General features: G+C 34.4%; 13 protein-coding genes, 1 pseudogene and 1 riboswitch. Of the genes and pseudogenes, 13 read left to right on the top strand and 1 reads right to left on the bottom strand.

Annotated elements, in window-relative coordinates; all coding sequences use genetic code 11:
- The 5 genes and pseudogenes from thrA (at position 1) to ABDW27_RS14700 (ending at position 5,443) form a co-directional block, all read left to right on the top strand.
- Positions 1–2,414, top strand: a pseudogene (gene thrA, locus ABDW27_RS14680) (bifunctional aspartate kinase/homoserine dehydrogenase I).
- A 77-nt stretch (positions 2,415–2,491) separates the two neighbouring features.
- Positions 2,492–2,917, top strand: a complete 426-nt coding sequence (locus ABDW27_RS14685; protein ID WP_073413581.1) for an OsmC family protein — start codon at positions 2,492–2,494, stop codon at positions 2,915–2,917.
- A gap of 134 nt (positions 2,918–3,051) precedes the next feature.
- Positions 3,052–4,224, top strand: a complete 1,173-nt coding sequence (locus ABDW27_RS14690; protein ID WP_343696586.1) for an aminotransferase class I/II-fold pyridoxal phosphate-dependent enzyme — start codon at positions 3,052–3,054, stop codon at positions 4,222–4,224.
- 172 nt (positions 4,225–4,396) lie between these two features.
- The gene (locus tag ABDW27_RS14695) at positions 4,397–4,897 is read left to right on the top strand and encodes an RDD family protein (protein ID WP_343696587.1); all 501 of its coding nucleotides are present in this window, start codon (positions 4,397–4,399) and stop codon (positions 4,895–4,897) included.
- Positions 4,898–5,032: 135 nt separating this feature from the next.
- Complete coding sequence (locus ABDW27_RS14700; protein WP_073412918.1) at positions 5,033–5,443, top strand: Rrf2 family transcriptional regulator; 411 nt, start codon at positions 5,033–5,035, stop codon at positions 5,441–5,443.
- 93 nt (positions 5,444–5,536) lie between these two features.
- Here ABDW27_RS14700 and ABDW27_RS14705 read toward each other — a convergent pair whose 3' ends face one another.
- Entirely contained in the window at positions 5,537–6,319 is a 783-nt protein-coding gene (locus ABDW27_RS14705) for a sulfite exporter TauE/SafE family protein (protein ID WP_343696588.1), read from the bottom strand.
- A gap of 312 nt (positions 6,320–6,631) precedes the next feature.
- Between ABDW27_RS14705 and ABDW27_RS14710 the strand changes: the two genes are divergently transcribed.
- From ABDW27_RS14710 to ABDW27_RS14745, 8 genes are all read left to right on the top strand, one after another.
- Positions 6,632–7,519 carry a sulfite exporter TauE/SafE family protein gene (locus ABDW27_RS14710; protein WP_343696589.1) on the top strand — a complete coding sequence of 296 codons (888 nt, stop codon included), beginning with the start codon at positions 6,632–6,634 and terminating at the stop codon, positions 7,517–7,519.
- A gap of 26 nt (positions 7,520–7,545) precedes the next feature.
- A complete protein-coding gene (locus ABDW27_RS14715) occupies positions 7,546–8,256 on the top strand; it encodes a phosphoadenylyl-sulfate reductase (RefSeq protein ID WP_343696590.1) in 711 nt (236 codons plus the stop codon).
- Positions 8,257–8,481: 225 nt separating this feature from the next.
- A complete protein-coding gene (gene cysD, locus ABDW27_RS14720) occupies positions 8,482–9,399 on the top strand; it encodes a sulfate adenylyltransferase subunit CysD (RefSeq protein WP_262489180.1) in 918 nt (305 codons plus the stop codon).
- A gap of 143 nt (positions 9,400–9,542) precedes the next feature.
- On the top strand, positions 9,543–10,787 hold the full coding sequence (locus ABDW27_RS14725) for a GTP-binding protein (RefSeq protein ID WP_343696591.1): 1,245 nt from the start codon (positions 9,543–9,545) through the stop codon (positions 10,785–10,787).
- Positions 10,788–10,872: 85 nt separating this feature from the next.
- Positions 10,873–12,963 carry a HEPN domain-containing protein gene (locus tag ABDW27_RS14730; protein WP_343696592.1) on the top strand — a complete coding sequence of 697 codons (2,091 nt, stop codon included), beginning with the start codon at positions 10,873–10,875 and terminating at the stop codon, positions 12,961–12,963.
- Positions 12,956–13,729 carry a uroporphyrinogen-III C-methyltransferase gene (gene cobA, locus ABDW27_RS14735; protein WP_343696593.1) on the top strand — a complete coding sequence of 258 codons (774 nt, stop codon included), beginning with the start codon at positions 12,956–12,958 and terminating at the stop codon, positions 13,727–13,729. Before ABDW27_RS14730 ends, cobA begins: the two co-directional genes overlap by 8 nt.
- 182 nt (positions 13,730–13,911) lie before the next feature.
- The gene (locus ABDW27_RS14740; protein ID WP_343696594.1) at positions 13,912–14,493 is read left to right on the top strand and encodes a bifunctional precorrin-2 dehydrogenase/sirohydrochlorin ferrochelatase; all 582 of its coding nucleotides are present in this window, start codon (positions 13,912–13,914) and stop codon (positions 14,491–14,493) included.
- A 97-nt stretch (positions 14,494–14,590) separates the two neighbouring features.
- Complete coding sequence (locus tag ABDW27_RS14745) at positions 14,591–15,643, top strand: NAD(P)/FAD-dependent oxidoreductase (RefSeq protein WP_274252254.1); 1,053 nt, start codon at positions 14,591–14,593, stop codon at positions 15,641–15,643.
- A gap of 348 nt (positions 15,644–15,991) precedes the next feature.
- A riboswitch (SAM riboswitch) is annotated at positions 15,992–16,108 on the top strand.
- The last annotated feature ends 154 nt before the right edge of the window (positions 16,109–16,262 follow it).

Here is a 16,262-nt window from a genome sequence, read left to right on the forward strand (position 1 = left end):
ATGAAAATATTAAAATTTGGTGGTAAATCATTATCAAACGGAGAAGGACTTAACAAAGTAGTTTCAATCATTTCTGATAAAGTAAATCAAGGCGAAAAAATTGCCGTGGTCGTTTCTGCACGCGGAAATGCGACAGATGAATTAGAAGATATCTTAAGAATTGCGGCTAAAAACGGAAACTACAAACCGCTTTTAGAAAGTTTTAAAGCATACCAAACTTCAGATTATCCGAAAGTTGATTTATCTGAAGAATTTAATATTTTAGATAAATTATTCGAAGGAGTAAGTCTTATTGGCGATTACAGTAATAAAATCAAAGATCAGATTTTATCAAAAGGTGAATTGCTTTCGGCTAAATTATTGACTTCAATTTTAGTTGAAAAAGGAATTCCTGCCAATTTTGTGGATACAAGAGAATTACTAAAAACCGATTCTAAATTTGGTGACGCTCAGCCTTTGGAACAACTTTCGAAGAAAAACGTTATCAACTATTTCAAATTGCATAACGGAGAAACGGTAAATATCGTTACAGGTTTCATTGGTTCAAACAACAACAACGACACCACAACTTTAGGAAGAAACGGAAGCAATTATACAGCTTCGTTAATTGCTAATTATCTTGATGCCGAAGAACTTCAAAACTTCACACACGTTGACGGAATCTACACAGCAAATCCTGATCTAGTTGCCGATGCTAAAAAAATCGAATATTTATCATTTAATGAAGCAAACGAATTAGCGAATTTTGGAGCGACAATTTTGCATGCAAAGACGATTATTCCATTATTAGAAAAAAATATTCCGCTTCGTATTTTAAATACATTCAATCACGAAAACCACGGAACATTAATCACTTCAAATTCTCAAAAGAAGGAATTAAAACACTTTCTGTTTTAGAAAATGTTTCGCTTGTAAATCTTGAAGGACGCGGATTACTAGGAAAAGCCGGAGTCGATGCCCGAATTTTTAAAGTAATGGGCGATCACAACATCAGCGTAAGTATCATTTCGCAAGGTTCTTCTGAAAGAGGAATCGGATTGGTTGTGGCAAAAGACAAAGCAACGCTTGCCATGGTGGAGTTAGAAAAAGAATTCGAAAATGACTTTTATTCTAAAGACGTAAACCAGATTACGGTTACGGATAATGTATCTGTAATTTCGATTATCGGGCAGGATTTGAGTACTTTCCACAAACCTTACACGGCTTTAATCAAAAACAAAATCGTTCCAATTTTATTCAACAATACGGTTACGGGTAAAAACGTGAGTTTGGTTGTGAAAAAAGAAGAACTGACAAAAGCTTTAAACGTAATTCACGGAGAGATTTTTGGAGTTTCTAAAAAAATCAACATTGCAATTTTCGGGCACGGATTAGTGGGCGGAACTTTGATCAATCAAATTTTAGAATCGGCTTCATCAATTGAAAAACGAAAAGATATTAAGCTGAATGTTTTCGCAATTGCGAATTCTAAAAAGCTTCTTTTAAATAAAAATGGCGTAACTTCAAGCTGGAAAAACGACATTGAAACAAAAGGCGAAGCGTATACAATTAAAGATATTATCGCTTACGCAAATGAGTATCATTTAGAAAACTTAATTGCGATTGATAATACCGCAAGTGCATCATTTGTAGAAAATTATGTTCCGCTTGTAGAAAGTAGTTTCGATTTAATTTCTTCAAATAAAGTAGCGAATACATTGACGTATGGTTTTTATAAAGAATTGAGAAAAGCTTTGGCAGAAAACCAAAAGAATTATTTATACGAAACCAATGTTGGTGCGGGTTTACCTTTAATTGATACAATTAAATTACTGCATCTTTCTGGTGAAAACATCACAAAAATCAAAGGAGTTTTCTCAGGAACATTGAGTTATTTATTCAATAATTTCTCTGCAAAAGATGTTCCGTTTAGCGAAATTCTGAAAGAAGCCATTGATAACGGATATACAGAACCAGATCCTCGTGAGGATTTATGCGGAAATGATGTGGGAAGAAAATTATTGATTTTGGCAAGAGAATTAGATTTGCAAAATGAGTTTGAAGAAATTTCAATTCAAAATCTAATTCCGGAACATTTACGCGAAGGAAATGTTGCCGATTTCTTGACTAAATTAAAAGAATTCGACCCAATTTATGAGAAAATAAAAACAGATCAACAACCAAATCACGTATTAAGATACATTGGTGAATTGTCTGGAGATTTGCAAAATGACAAAGGAAATCTTGAAGTTAAATTAGTTTCAGTGCCAAAAGATACTGCATTAGGCGGATTAAAAGGTTCAGATTCTTTCTTCGAAATTTATACAGAATCTTACGGAGATCGTCCAATCGTTATTCAGGGAGCTGGTGCAGGCTCTGCTGTTACGGCGAGAGGAGTTTTCGGAGATATTTTGAGATTATCTGATAAAGGGTAAAAGTGATTTTAGATTGCAGATTTTAGAGTTTAGATTTAAGATTTGAATTCAAACAAAAACAAAAAAATAACAACACAATGAAAGTAACTTTAAACAGAGTAAATGACGCATTTCATTTTAAAGTAAAAAATGAGCGCGGGCATGTAGTTGACGTTGACAGCAGAGCCGAATTTGGCGGAAGCGATTTAGGTGCAAGTCCAATGGAATTGGTATTAATGGGCGTTGCAGGATGCAGCGCAATTGATATGATTTCGATTTTGAAAAAACAGCGTCAGGAAATCACTTCTTTTAACGCTGAGGTTGAAGGAACGCGTGTACAGATTGAAGAGGCAAAACCTTTTAAAGAAATCGATGTGGTTTTTTATTTAGAAGGAGAAATCAATCCGGATAAAGCAAAAAAAGCCGCTCAGCTTTCTTTTGAGAAATACTGCTCAGTTGCCAAAACAGTTGAACCAACAGCAACAATTAGCTACAAAGTTGTACTAAACAACGAAGCTTTATAAATTAGATAATTAGTCAATTAGATAATTAGAAAATGCTCAGATTGTGCATAAATAATTGACTTGTTTAAGTTTAGATTTCAGTTTTAAAACTCGAAACCTGAAACTTGAAACAAAAAAAACAAAAAAACAACACAATGAATACAGAAGAATTTGGTTTTGAGACACAAGCCATTAGAACACAATTAGAAAGATCTCAGTATCTGGAACATTCGGTGCCTTTGTACCTATCGTCAAGTTTTGTTTTTGAAGATGCCGAAGATATGAGAGCTTCTTTTACAGAAGAAAAAGAAAGAAATATTTACAGCCGTTTCAGCAACCCGAACACGACAGAATTTGTGGATAAAATCTGCAAAATGGAAGGAGCTGAGGCTGGTTATGCATTTGCAACCGGAATGGCAGCGGTTTATTCGACTTTTGCAGCTTTATTAAATGCAGGAGATCATATTGTTTCTGCAAGCAGCGTTTTTGGTTCAACGCATGCTTTGTTTATGACGTATTTTCCAAAATGGAATATCGAAACTTCTTATTTTGAAATCAATAAGCCGGAAACGATCGAAAGTTTAATAAAACCAAATACAAAAATATTATATGCAGAATCACCAACAAATCCTGGTGTAGATGTAATTGATTTGCAATTGTTGGGAGATATCGCCAAAAAACATAACCTGATTTTAATTATCGATAACTGTTTTGCAACGCCATATTTACAGCAGCCAATTAAATTTGGGGCTCATTTAGTAGTGCATTCAGCAACCAAATTAATCGACGGACAAGGACGTGTTTTAGGCGGTGTTACTGTTGGAAGCGAAGATTTAATCAGACAGATTTATTTATTTTCTAGAAATACAGGTCCGGCTTTGTCACCGTTTAATGCATGGGTTTTATCAAAAAGTTTAGAAACTTTAGCCATTCGTGTAGAAAGACATTGCGAAAATGCATTGAAAGTAGCTGAGTTTTTAGAAAGTCATCCAAACGTAAACAGTGTAAAATATCCGTTCCTGAAATCGCATCCACAATATGAAATCGCTAAAAAACAGATGAAACATGGCGGAAACATTATTGCGTTTGAAATTAAAGGCGGAATTGAAGCGGGAAGAAAATTCCTGAATTCAATTAAACTTTGTTCGTTATCAGCAAATATTGGAGACACGAGATCAATTGTTACACATCCGGCTTCTACAACACATAGTAAATTATCTGAAGAAGATCAATTGGCTGTTGGAATCACGCAAGGTTTAGTTCGTGTTTCTGTAGGTTTAGAAACCGTAGAAGATGTAATTGCTGATTTAAAACAAGCTTTAGGTTAATATTTATATTTCTGACTTTAGATATCAGATTTGAGTATATAATGGCGATTTTTGACTGTAATTTTATTACTGTTAAAAATCGTCATTCTTTTTTTTGTGGTGTTGGTAAAAAGTATATTTTTGTTTGGAATGAAACTCAAAAATCATTAATAACCAATTTAATAAACTTACCATGAGTAACTCTACTTACATTCTTGATGAAAAATTATTAGCTTCTGGCGGCAGCCGATTTGCCAATTATATTGTGGACATTATTGTAGTGTTCTGTTTAATATTTGTCTTTGGCATTGTTATGGCGCTTATTGCAAACCTTTTTGGTTTAGGAGGTTTAATGTATTGGCTGGGTAATATGAGCGATTTTGAAGGGCAGATTCTTTTTGTGGCAATTTGTATTTTTTATTATTCTTTTTCAGAAGGAATTTTCGGAAGATCATTAGGAAAGTTTATTACAGGAACTATTGTAGTAGATGAAAATGGACAAAAACCTTCTTTCGGAACTATTTTTAAGAGAACATTATGCCGATTGATCCCTTTTGACGCTCTTTCTTTTTTAGGGAGCAGAGGCTGGCACGATTCAATTTCTGATACTTACGTAGTCAATAAAAAAGAATTAGAAAGAGAAGTAAAACTATTTCATGAGTTCAATTTAATTGGAAATAACGAAGTAATTTGATGGATTTAGTAGAATTTAACTATTCAGCTGTTAGTTTTCTCATTTAAAAAGTCTATTTTTGTTGCAGAAAAATATAAAGCTGATTTATTTTAGAAAAAATCTAAAAAACCTCAGCCTGAACTAAAATAAAAAATAGTGCTTTCAAAGAAAACTAAATACGGGATTAAAGCTTTGACTTATTTAGCCAGACGCGAAAATAACGAACCGGTTCAAATTGCCGAAATTGCTAAAAACGAACATATTTCGATTAAATTTCTGGAAAGCATCTTGTTGCTGCTTCGTAATTCAGGATTTCTTGGTGCAAAAAAAGGAAAAGGCGGCGGTTATTATCTGATAAAAGACCCAAAAGATATTAGTATGGCCAAAGTCTACCGAATTCTTGAAGGACCAATTGCGTTACTGCCTTGTGCAAGTCATAATTTTTATGAAAAATGTGATGACTGTGACGATGAATCTACCTGTGCAGCCAGACGTTTAATGACCGAAGTTAGAGACAATACACTTAAAATATTAGAAAGTAATTCTTTGGCAGATATTGCTTTTTAATTTTTCACCATATAAGTTATATAAGTTCATTTAAAAAACTATCGATAGAGTCTAAATTGAGCTTATATAACTTAATGGTTTAATAAATATCTGCTAAAAAATCAACTTATATCCGGCAATGAAAAGCATTACTGCGATAGCGTTTCTAAGAAACTGATCCGGAACTTTTCCGCTCAACATACTTCCCATATAGATTCCTGGAAGTGATCCCATTAATAATTGTCCTAATAAACCTAAATCTAAATTTCCCATAGAAGCATGTCCGATTCCGGCAACCAATGTCAAAGGAACAGCATGTGCAATCTCAGTCCCAACCAAACGAGGCGTTGGCAAAAGTGGATAAAGAAAAAATAAAGTGACAGTTCCTAAAGCACCAGCCCCAATAGAAGTTAAAGTAACTGTTGCGCCTAATAGTACACCAATTCCAACAGTAAGAGCATTTTGAGTTGTGCTTTCGCTATGAAATTTATCACCAGCATGTTTTTGAGAGAATTTTAAAATTCTTTGTTTGAATATAATAGCAACAGAAGTAAAAAGTAATGCCCATCCTAAACTGTATTTAATAACACCGTTTATGGTTTCAATATCTGTTTTAATACTGTTTAAGATCCATAAAGTTAGTAAAGAAGCAGGAACACTGCCAAGGGTTAGCCAGCCTGTAATTTTCCAGTTAATATTTCCTTTTTTGTTATGTACAAAAACACCTCCGGCTTTAGTAAATGCTGCGTATAATAAATCGGTTCCTACTGCAGTTGTTGGTGGGATATTAAAAAATAACAAAATAGGAGTCATTAAAGAACCTCCGCCAACACCAGTTAATCCAACAATAAAACCAACTGCTAAACCTGCAATTACAAGACCTATTTGAAAATCCATGAAAAAATATTTGGCGCTAAAATACAATAATTTTACAATAATCCTATCGACATTGTAGAGATTAGAAAAAGGTATTTAATAAACAAACGTTTTTACCTCATAAAATGTTGAAATATCTTGCATTACAGTGTTATTTGTGAAATTATACTACAAAATTCTTAAAGCTCTCTTTTAGAATGTGATAAATGAAGATTTAAGACTTTAAAAAAATAATAATATTGCTTTGTAATTTAGAAATAAGTAGTATTTTTGCAAAGTAATCTACTAACCCGATAGGGTAATAGGTATGAAGCAAATTTAAACATGTTAAATATGGAGAAAGAACTGAAAATAAATAGTGCTGATTCTTTTAAAGAAAAGCTTTGGATTGGAATTCCTGTTGTTTTACTAGTAGGTTTATTATCTGTATTAATATACAATCATCACGCTGAATTTACGTGGGATGGATTTGTGGATGGTTTTAATGAAGAGTTCTTAGTATTTTTTGCCATTGGAGTTTTTGCTCAATTGGTTGATGGAACTTTAGGAATGGGATATGGAGCAACTTCAACGTCGTTTTTATTAGCTTACGGAGTTCCGCCAGTTGTGAGCAGTACAGCAGTTCACGTTTCAGAAATGTTTACAACGGGAGCATCGGCACTTTCCCATCATCGTTTTGGGAACATCAATAAAAAACTGGTAAAGCATTTATTAATTCCGGGAGTTTTAGGTTCAATTACTGGAGCTTATTTATTGTCTGATGTAATTGACGGCGACATTATTAAGCCTTTTATTGCGGTTTACATGATTATTTTGGCGGTTATCATTATCAGAAAAGCGTTAAAAAAGAATATTGTAAAAAAGAAAACGAAGAAGTTAGGCGCTTTAGCTGTTTTCGGCGGATTTATGGATTCTGTTGGAGGCGGAGGCTGGGGGCCAATTGTAACTTCTACTTTATTAGGAAGAGGAAGAAATCCTAGATATACAATTGGTTCAGTAAACGCAGCTGAGTTTGCGATTTCATTTGCAAGCGGAATTACTTTCATGCTTTTTGGAGGAATCCACGGTTGGCAGGTAATCATTGGATTGATTTTAGGAGGAGTAGTTTCAGCGCCTTTAGCTGCTTATTTAGTGAACAAAATCAAAAGAAAACCAATGATGGTTGCGGTTGGGATTCTAATTATATTATTGAGTTTAAAAACATTATCTAAGTTATTGTAAGAGATAATTTTAGAAAGGAGAGATTTATGAGTGCGAGTATTGTACAAGAATTATTAGAAAAAACTGCAGCTTTTTCGCTTGACGAAACCTTAGTTTTTTTAGCAAAAGAATTTCCGGGAAAAGTAATTTTTTCGACTTCTTTTGGACAGGAAGATCAGGTAATTACCGATTTTATTGCAAAAAGTAACACAGATATTAAGGTGTTTACTTTAGATACCGGAAGATTATTTCAGGAAACATATGATGTTTTTCATAAAACATTAAAAAAATACAAAAGACCAATCGAAGTTTATTTTCCGGAAGCGGCTTCAGTAGAAAATCTGCTTCAAACAAAAGGACCAAATAGTTTTTACGATTCAGTTGAAAACAGAAAAGAATGCTGTTTTATTCGAAAAGTGGTTCCGTTACGAAAAGCCTTGGCAGGAAATTCAGTTTGGATTACGGGTTTAAGAGCAGAACAATCAGAAAACAGACAAGATTTAAGTTTGTTTGAATATGATGGAGGTTTCGAAATCATCAAATTCAATCCGTTGCTAAAATGGACTTTAGAAGAAGTTGAAACGTATTTGTCAGAAAACAATGTTCCGCAAAATGCTTTACACAAACAAGGTTTCGTAAGTATTGGATGCGCACCTTGCACCAGAGCGATTTTCCCGGGAGAAGATATCAGAGCCGGAAGATGGTGGTGGGAATCAAGCCATAAAGAATGCGGGCTTCACAGTGCGAAAAAAGAATAGGTAGAAGCAAGAGGCAAGACTTTCTTTTAGAAAATAGATTATAGAATATAGATTTAAAGTTCCGAAGGAACGATTCATGTTGTAGCGCCGGATTTTAATCCGGGGGAAATAGAAAAGGAATTTATATTTTATGGGTTTAACCCGATGAAGAATAAAGAATAGAATAAATAGCGGAAAGTTTTAGAGTAACTCACAACTTAAAACCTAAAACTTGAAACAACAAAAATATCAAACAAAAAAACAATGAGTTCAGTATTAAAAACAAACGCTTTAGAGAGTGAAGCGATATACATTTTCAGAGAAGTAATTTCACAGTTTGACAAACCGGTTTTACTTTTCTCAGGAGGAAAAGATTCTATCACATTAGTGCGTTTAGCGCAAAAAGCATTTTTCCCTGCTAAGATTCCGTTTCCTCTTTTGCACGTAGATACGGGACATAATTTTCCTGAAACAATTGCTTTCAGAGATAAATTAGTAGAAGAATTAGGTTTAGAGTTGATTGTTCGTAATGTTCAGGATGCTATTGATGAAGGAAAAGTAGTTGAAGAAACTGGAAAATATTCAAGCCGTAACAGTTTACAAACAACAACACTTTTAGATGCAATTGAAGAATTTAAGTTTGATGCTTGTATTGGTGGTGCGCGTCGTGATGAAGAAAAAGCAAGAGCTAAAGAACGTATTTTCTCTGTTCGTGATGATTTCGGACAATGGGACGAAAAAAATCAGAGACCTGAGTTGTTTGATATTTTAAATGGAAAAATTGAAAATGGTCAAAACGTTCGTGTTTTCCCAATTTCAAACTGGACAGAATTAGATGTTTGGAGTTATATCGAAAAAGAAAAAATCGAGATTCCGTCAATCTATTTCTCACATAAAAGAAAAGTTTTTTTGAGAGACGGTTTAATCTGGTCACATTCTCCTTTTGTGTACCAAGAAGAAGACGAACAAATAGAAGAAAGAATTGTTCGCTTCAGAACCGTTGGAGATATGAGCTGTACAGCGGCTGTTGAATCTTACGCAGCAACAATCGAAGAAGTAGTTGGAGAAATCAGATCATCAACCATTTCTGAAAGAGGAGCCAGAATCGATGATAAACGTTCTGAAGCTGCAATGGAAAAGAGAAAACAACAAGGATACTTTTAATAATTATGAGTTGTGAGTTTTGAATTATGAATGCAATTCAGAACTAGGAATTTTAAAAGTAAAAATCAAGAAAACAAAAACATACGGATTATAAGTTTCAACAGAAAACTTGAAACTTTAAACCTGAAACAAAATATTACAGAATGGACGTTTTAAAAATAGCAACAGCAGGAAGTGTAGATGACGGAAAAAGTACTTTGATCGGAAGATTATTGTACGATACAAAATCGTTGACGACTGATAAAATAGAAGCAATCGAAAAAAGCAGTAAACAAAAAGGTTATGATTACTTAGATTTTTCTTTGGCAACTGATGGATTAGTAGCAGAAAGAGAGCAAGGAATCACGATTGACGTTGCGCACATTTATTTTTCGACTGCAAAGAAAAGTTACATTATTGCCGATACTCCTGGTCACGTAGAATATACAAGAAACATGGTTACGGGAGCTTCGACTTCTCAGGTTTCTATTATTTTGATTGATGCCAGAAAAGGTGTTATAGAGCAGACTTACCGTCACTTTTTTATCAATAATTTATTGAGAGTAAAAGAAGTAATCGTTGCCATCAACAAAATGGACTTAGTTGATTATTCAGAAGAAGTTTTCAATAAAATCAAAGCTGATTTTGAGGCTTTAAATGCAAAAAGTACTTTCAAAGAGCAAAACGTAAGTTATATTCCGTTAAGTGCAATCAATGGTGGAAACGTTGTGGATAAATCGGAGAATATGCCTTGGTACGAAGGACAAACTGTTTTAGAACATTTAGAAGGATTACATTCTCATGATGTTTACGAAGCAGGAAAAGCACGTTTCCCAGTTCAGACGGTTATTCGTCCAAAAACAGACGAATATCACGATTTCAGAGGATATGCTGGAAAATTATACGGAAACTCTATTAAAGTTGGAGATGCGGTAACAGTTCTTCCTTCTTTAACAGAATCAAAAGTATCTAAAATTCACTTTTTTGATAAGCAATTTGATGAAGCTACAGCAGGTTCTTCAATTACAATCGAATTAGAAAATGATATCAATGTAACGAGAGGTGATATGATTGTAAAATCAGATGAGCTTCCAAAAATTGAAAAAGATATTACGACAACAGTTTGCTGGATGGACAGCAAAAAACTCGTTCCAGGAACAAAATACTTGGTACAACATAATACAAACAGAGTTTTAGCAAAAGTAGAAAGCATCAAAAATACTATTGCAACAGATTATTCAGGAACAACTCCGGCAACACAATTAGCAATTAACGAAATCGGAGAAGTGAGCATCAAATTAAGCAAACCGTTATATTTTGATCCGTACAACGAAAACAAATCAAACGGAGCTTTCATCTTAATTGATACAGCAACAAACACAACAGCAGGAGTAGGTTTCATTAGATAGTTGATGGTTTGTGGTTTTTAGTTGATAGTTCTGCTGTCAACAACCAACTATAAACAACCAACAATAAACTACAAACTAAAAAGAAATGGAAAGTTTTAGAACAGAAATAGAAAATCCGGTAGTTCAGAAGGAGATTATCGAATTAGAAAAAAAGATTCACTTATTCCGCGGAGGAAAAATTGATGATGAGCGTTTTCGTAGTCTTCGTTTAGCGCGTGGAATCTACGGTCAGCGTCAGGAAGGCGTTCAGATGATTCGTATCAAATTGCCTTATGGAAAAGTGACCAGCGAGCAGTTAAGAAGAATTACAGAAGTGTCTGATGAATATTCTACAGGACGTTTGCACATTACAACACGTCAGGATATTCAGATTCACTATGTGAGTTTAGACAGAACACCTGAACTTTGGGCAGATTTGGCTAAAGACGATATTACACTTCGTGAAGCTTGTGGAAACACCGTTAGAAATATCACAGGAAGCGAATTGGCTGGAGTTGACGTAAACGAACCATTTGATGTTTCGCCTTATGCACACGGACTTTTTCAATATTTGTTAAGAAACCCAATCTGTCAGGAAATGGGACGTAAATTTAAAATTTCGTTCTCATCTTCAGACGAAGATACGGCTTTGAGTTATTTGCATGATTTAGGATTTATTCCGAAAATTAAAGACGGACAAAAAGGTTTCAAAATCATGTTCGGAGGAGGTTTAGGATCTCAGCCAGCACATGCTGAATTGCTTTCAGAATTTGTTCCCGTAAACGAAATCATTCCAACAGCAGAAGGAATCATTCGTATTTTCGACAGATACGGAGAGCGTGCAAAAAGAATGAAAGCGCGTATGAAATTCTTAATCAAAGAAATGGGGAAAGATGTTTTCCTTGATTTGGTTGAAAAAGAGAAAAAAGCCATCGCATTTGAAACATACGAAATAGATACAACCGCTTTCGACGGACCAATTACAGAACCGTTATTAGAAGTTCCGCAAGTTACAATCGAAGATACAGAAGCGTATGAAGCGTGGAAAAAATCGAATGTAATTAAACAGAAACAAGATGGTTATTATGCGATTGGAATCAAAGTTTTATTAGGCGATTTTTATACTGATAAAGCCAGATTATTAGCCGATTTAATTAAAAATTACGGAGCAAATGAATTGCGTTTTTCATTGCGTCAAAATATTGTAATACGAAACATAAAAGAAGAGAATCTTCCTTTCTTTTATCAAGAATTAGCCAAACTTGACTTTGTTCAATTAGGATATAATTCAGTTGGAGATATTACGGCATGTCCGGGTACTGATACTTGTAATTTGGGGATTGCAAGTAGTACCGGTATTGCAGAAGAATTAGAAAGAGTTTTAAGTACAGAATATCCTCAGTATTTAAACAACCGTGAAATCGAAATTAAAATTTCAGGCTGTATGAATGCCTGCGGACAACATAATATGTCTGCAATTGGATTTCAGGGAATGTCTATCAACTCAGGAAAACTGGTAGCTCCGGCTTTACAGGTTTTATTAGGTGGAGGAAGATTAGGAAACGGAGCAGGACGTTTTGCTGATAAAGTAATCAAAGTACCTAGCCGTAGAGGTCCGGATGCGTTGCGTACCATCTTAAATGATTTTGATGCCAACGGAAGCGGACAAAAATTCCTAGATTATTATGATACAAAAGGAGAAAAATATTTCTACGAAATCTTAAAACCGTATGCAGATGTAACAAATTTAACAGAAGCTGATTTTGTGGATTGGGGTAACGCAGACAATTACGTAAAAGCAGTTGGAGTTGGAGAATGTGCCGGAGTGGTGATCGATTTAGTAGCGACATTATTATTTGAAGCTAAAGAAAAATTGATCCTGGCTCAGGAATCTTTCAACGAGAAAAAATGGTCAGATGCTATTTATCATGCTTATGCAGGATTTGTAAACGGTGCAAAAGCATTGTTATTGGCAGAAAACCAAAAAACAAACCACCACGCAGGAATCGTTGATTTGTTTGATACAGTTTTCATCGAAACTAGTAAAATAGAATTAAACTCAACTTTTAAAGATTTGGTTTACCAAATCAATAAAAATGAACCATCTGAAGCTTTCGCTAAAGATTACATTGCACAAGCAACAGTTTTCTTTGATAAAATCGAAACTTTCAGAGCACAGGAATTAGCAAATGCATAATATAAAACCCAAAATAACTTTAGTCGGTGCAGGTCCGGGCGATCCCGATTTACTGACGCTGAAAGCTGTAAAGGCATTGGCTGAAGCAAATGTGGTTTTATACGATGCTTTGGCCAATGAAGAAATTCTGGATTATGCACCAAAAAATGCGATTCGAATTTTTGTTGGAAAAAGAATCGGAAATCATGCCTACACGCAGGATCAGATTAATCAATTGATTGTAGATAATGCCTTGACTTATGGAAACGTTGTGAGATTAAAAGGCGGAGATCCATTTATTTTTGGAAGAGGTGGCGAAGAAATTGATTTTGCAGAAAGTTTCGGAATAGAAACAATCGTAGTTCCAGGAATTTCATCAGTAGTTGCAGTTCCGGCAAGTCAGGGAATTTCAATTACCAAAAGAGGCATTTCAGAAAGCTTTTGGGCAATCACAGGCACAACTTCTGATAGAAAATTATCTTCAGATATTGCCTTATCAGCGAAATCATCAGCAACCGTTGTGATTTTGATGGGAATGCACAAATTGCCTCAAATCATCGATTTGTTTCAGAAAGAAGATAAAGGAAATTTACCCGTTGCAATCATTCAAAACGGAACAACAACGGAAGAAAAAGTGGGCATTGGAACAGTAGATTCGATTTTAGAAGTTGTAAAAGAAAAAGAATTAGGTTCGCCAGCTATTATTGTTTTAGGGGAAGTTGTCCGCGAAAGCCATAAACTAAAAGGTTTTTACGAAGAATTTCTATCAAAAGAAATCGTAAGATAAAATATAAATCATCGAATTCTATTCGTTATAATTTTACCATTAAGAGCATGAAGTTAATAAAGCGATGCTTAATCTTCCTTAATAACTTAATGGTAAGAAGAAAATTAAGAAAGCTCTTAATTTTTAAAAGGTAGATTTAAGAACAAAAAGGTATAATTTTGTTTAGATGAAATTAAATTAAAATGGAACAAAACGAATTATATCCAATATTTCTAAAGCTTCACAATTTAAATGTTCTGATTGTAGGCGGAGGAAATGTCGGTCTGGAAAAGCTTTCTTTCTTGCTTAAGTCAAGTCCGAATGCAAATGTTGAGGTAGTGGCAAAAGAATTTCATTTAGAAATAAAAGTTTTGGCCGAAAAGCATCCTTCGATAACATTAACAAGATCGAAGTTTAAAAAGAAAATGCTCAAAAAACGTCACATGGTAATTGCCTGTACAGACGATTTGAAAGTAAATAAAAGAGTTTACGATTTAGCGAGAGAACGTTATTTGATTTGCAACATAGCAGATACGCCAGATTTATGTGACTATTATTTAGGCGGAATCGTAACAAAAGGAAATGTCAAAATAGCCATTTCGACAAACGGAAAATCACCGACAACAGCAAAAAGATTGCGTGAGTTTTTCGAAGAAGTAATTCCGGAAGATATCAACCAAATGGTTGAGAATCTGAATGAATACCGAAAAACGCTTAAAGGCAATTTTGAAGAAAAAGTTAAAAGGATGAATGAGATTACCTCTTCATTAAAAAATAAAGAGTAAAAAAGTTTCGGAAAGAAATTAATGATAAAAATCATTGAAAGTACAAGGATTTATTCGTTTCTTTGCGTTATTAAGAATGATTATAAACAACAACATAATGATTAAAACAGATATACTTATAATTGGAGCAGGGCCAACAGGTTTATTTGCCGTATTTGAGGCAGGATTGTTAAAATTAAAATGCCACATTTTAGATGCGCTTCCACAACCAGGAGGACAACTATCAGAGTTATATCCAAAAAAGCCAATTTATGATATTCCTGGATTCCCAGAAGTATTAGCCGGAGATTTAGTTGACGGATTAATGGAGCAAATCAAACAATTTGAGCCAGGATTTACTTTAGGAGAACGTGCTGAAACAGTTGAAAAGCAAGAAGACGGGACTTTCATTGTAACATCAAACAAAGGAACTAAATTCCACGCGCCAGTTATCGCAATCGCTGGAGGTTTAGGAAGTTTTGAGCCTCGTAAACCACTTATCGAAGATATCGAGTTTTATGAAGATAAAGGAGTAAAATACTTCATCAAAAATCCTGAGAAATTCAGAGATAAAAGAGTTGTTATTGCAGGAGGAGGAGATTCAGCATTAGACTGGTCAATTTTCTTGGCAAATGTAGCTTCAGAAGTAACTTTAATCCACAGAAGAAACGAATTTAGAGGAGCTTTAGATTCTGTAGAAAAAGTACAGGAATTAAAATCAGCAGGAAAAATCAAATTGATCACGCCAGCTGAAGTTATCGGAATCAACGGTGCTGAGCATGTTGAATCATTAGATATTGAAGAAAACGGCGCACACCGTAAAATCGACTGCGACTATTTCATTCCACTTTTCGGATTAACACCAAAATTAGGTCCAATTGGAGACTGGGGATTAGAAATCGAGAAAAATGCCATTAAAGTAAATAATGCGTTAGATTACCAAACTAATATTCCGGGAATCTTTGCTATTGGAGACGTAAATACATACCCAGGAAAATTAAAATTAATCCTTTGCGGTTTCCACGAAGCAACTTTAATGTGCCAGGCTGCATACGGAATCATCAACCCAGGTAAAAAATACGTATTGAAATACACAACAGTATCGGGTGTAGACGGTTTCGACGGAACTCGTAAAGAAGCTCCAAAAGCGGTTGTGAAGGCGATTGTTTAATCGAAGGTGCTGAGGTTCTAAGGGACTAAGACGCTAAGGTTTTTTTATATAGAAAGCTCAAACTTTTAGTTTGGGCTTTTTTTATTAATCCCGGAGGGATGACATATTTATAGAATAAATTTGATGTCGTTTGAGAAAGAGCTCCAGCGGAGCGAAATATATGTCGCTCCGCTGGAGCTTTTGCGTTGTGTAGATTGTTTTCTATAAATATTATGCTCCTCCGGAGCTAAAATTATATAAAAGAAAAACCTTAGAACCTTAGCATCTCAGTCCCTCAGAACCTTAGAAAAAAACATTTGCAAATCGAAACCCTATTTCATACCTTTGCACTGTTCTTAAAATTATTGTTCGTTATCACGAAAGGCGGAGGGATAGACCCGATGAAACCTTAGCAACCCTTTATCATAAAGAAGGTGCTAAATTCTACTTTATACGACATTTTCCAGTATTAAAGATAGATAACACAAATACATACTCGTATTTCTCAAAACTTTTCTCGATAACATATAATATTTACTGAAACAGATTCTGTATCAGGAGCGAATCATTGGCGCATTTTTGCTTTCAATAGTTCCCGCTTTTCGTTGCAATCTTTTGTTTTTTAAAGAAAAAAACAAAA

Source organism: Flavobacterium sp. (assembly GCF_039595935.1).
Taxonomy (GTDB): domain Bacteria; phylum Bacteroidota; class Bacteroidia; order Flavobacteriales; family Flavobacteriaceae; genus Flavobacterium.

Excerpts from the sequence above, each read along its gene's own strand:
- ABDW27_RS14745 (WP_274252254.1), top strand. The coding sequence starts at position 14,591 with ATGATTAAAACAGATATACTTATAATTGGAGCAGGGCCAACAGGTTTA.
- ABDW27_RS14730 (WP_343696592.1), top strand. The coding sequence starts at position 10,873 with ATGGAAAGTTTTAGAACAGAAATAGAAAATCCGGTAGTTCAGAAGGAG.
- ABDW27_RS14715 (WP_343696590.1), top strand. The coding sequence starts at position 7,546 with ATGAGTGCGAGTATTGTACAAGAATTATTAGAAAAAACTGCAGCTTTT.
- ABDW27_RS14710 (WP_343696589.1), top strand. The coding sequence starts at position 6,632 with ATGGAGAAAGAACTGAAAATAAATAGTGCTGATTCTTTTAAAGAAAAG.
- ABDW27_RS14685 (WP_073413581.1), top strand. The coding sequence starts at position 2,492 with ATGAAAGTAACTTTAAACAGAGTAAATGACGCATTTCATTTTAAAGTA.
- ABDW27_RS14705 (WP_343696588.1), bottom strand. The coding sequence starts at position 6,319 with ATGGATTTTCAAATAGGTCTTGTAATTGCAGGTTTAGCAGTTGGTTTT.
- ABDW27_RS14695 (WP_343696587.1), top strand. The coding sequence starts at position 4,397 with ATGAGTAACTCTACTTACATTCTTGATGAAAAATTATTAGCTTCTGGC.
- ABDW27_RS14740 (WP_343696594.1), top strand. The coding sequence starts at position 13,912 with ATGGAACAAAACGAATTATATCCAATATTTCTAAAGCTTCACAATTTA.
- cobA (WP_343696593.1), top strand. The coding sequence starts at position 12,956 with ATGCATAATATAAAACCCAAAATAACTTTAGTCGGTGCAGGTCCGGGC.
- ABDW27_RS14690 (WP_343696586.1), top strand. The coding sequence starts at position 3,052 with ATGAATACAGAAGAATTTGGTTTTGAGACACAAGCCATTAGAACACAA.
- ABDW27_RS14725 (WP_343696591.1), top strand. The coding sequence starts at position 9,543 with ATGGACGTTTTAAAAATAGCAACAGCAGGAAGTGTAGATGACGGAAAA.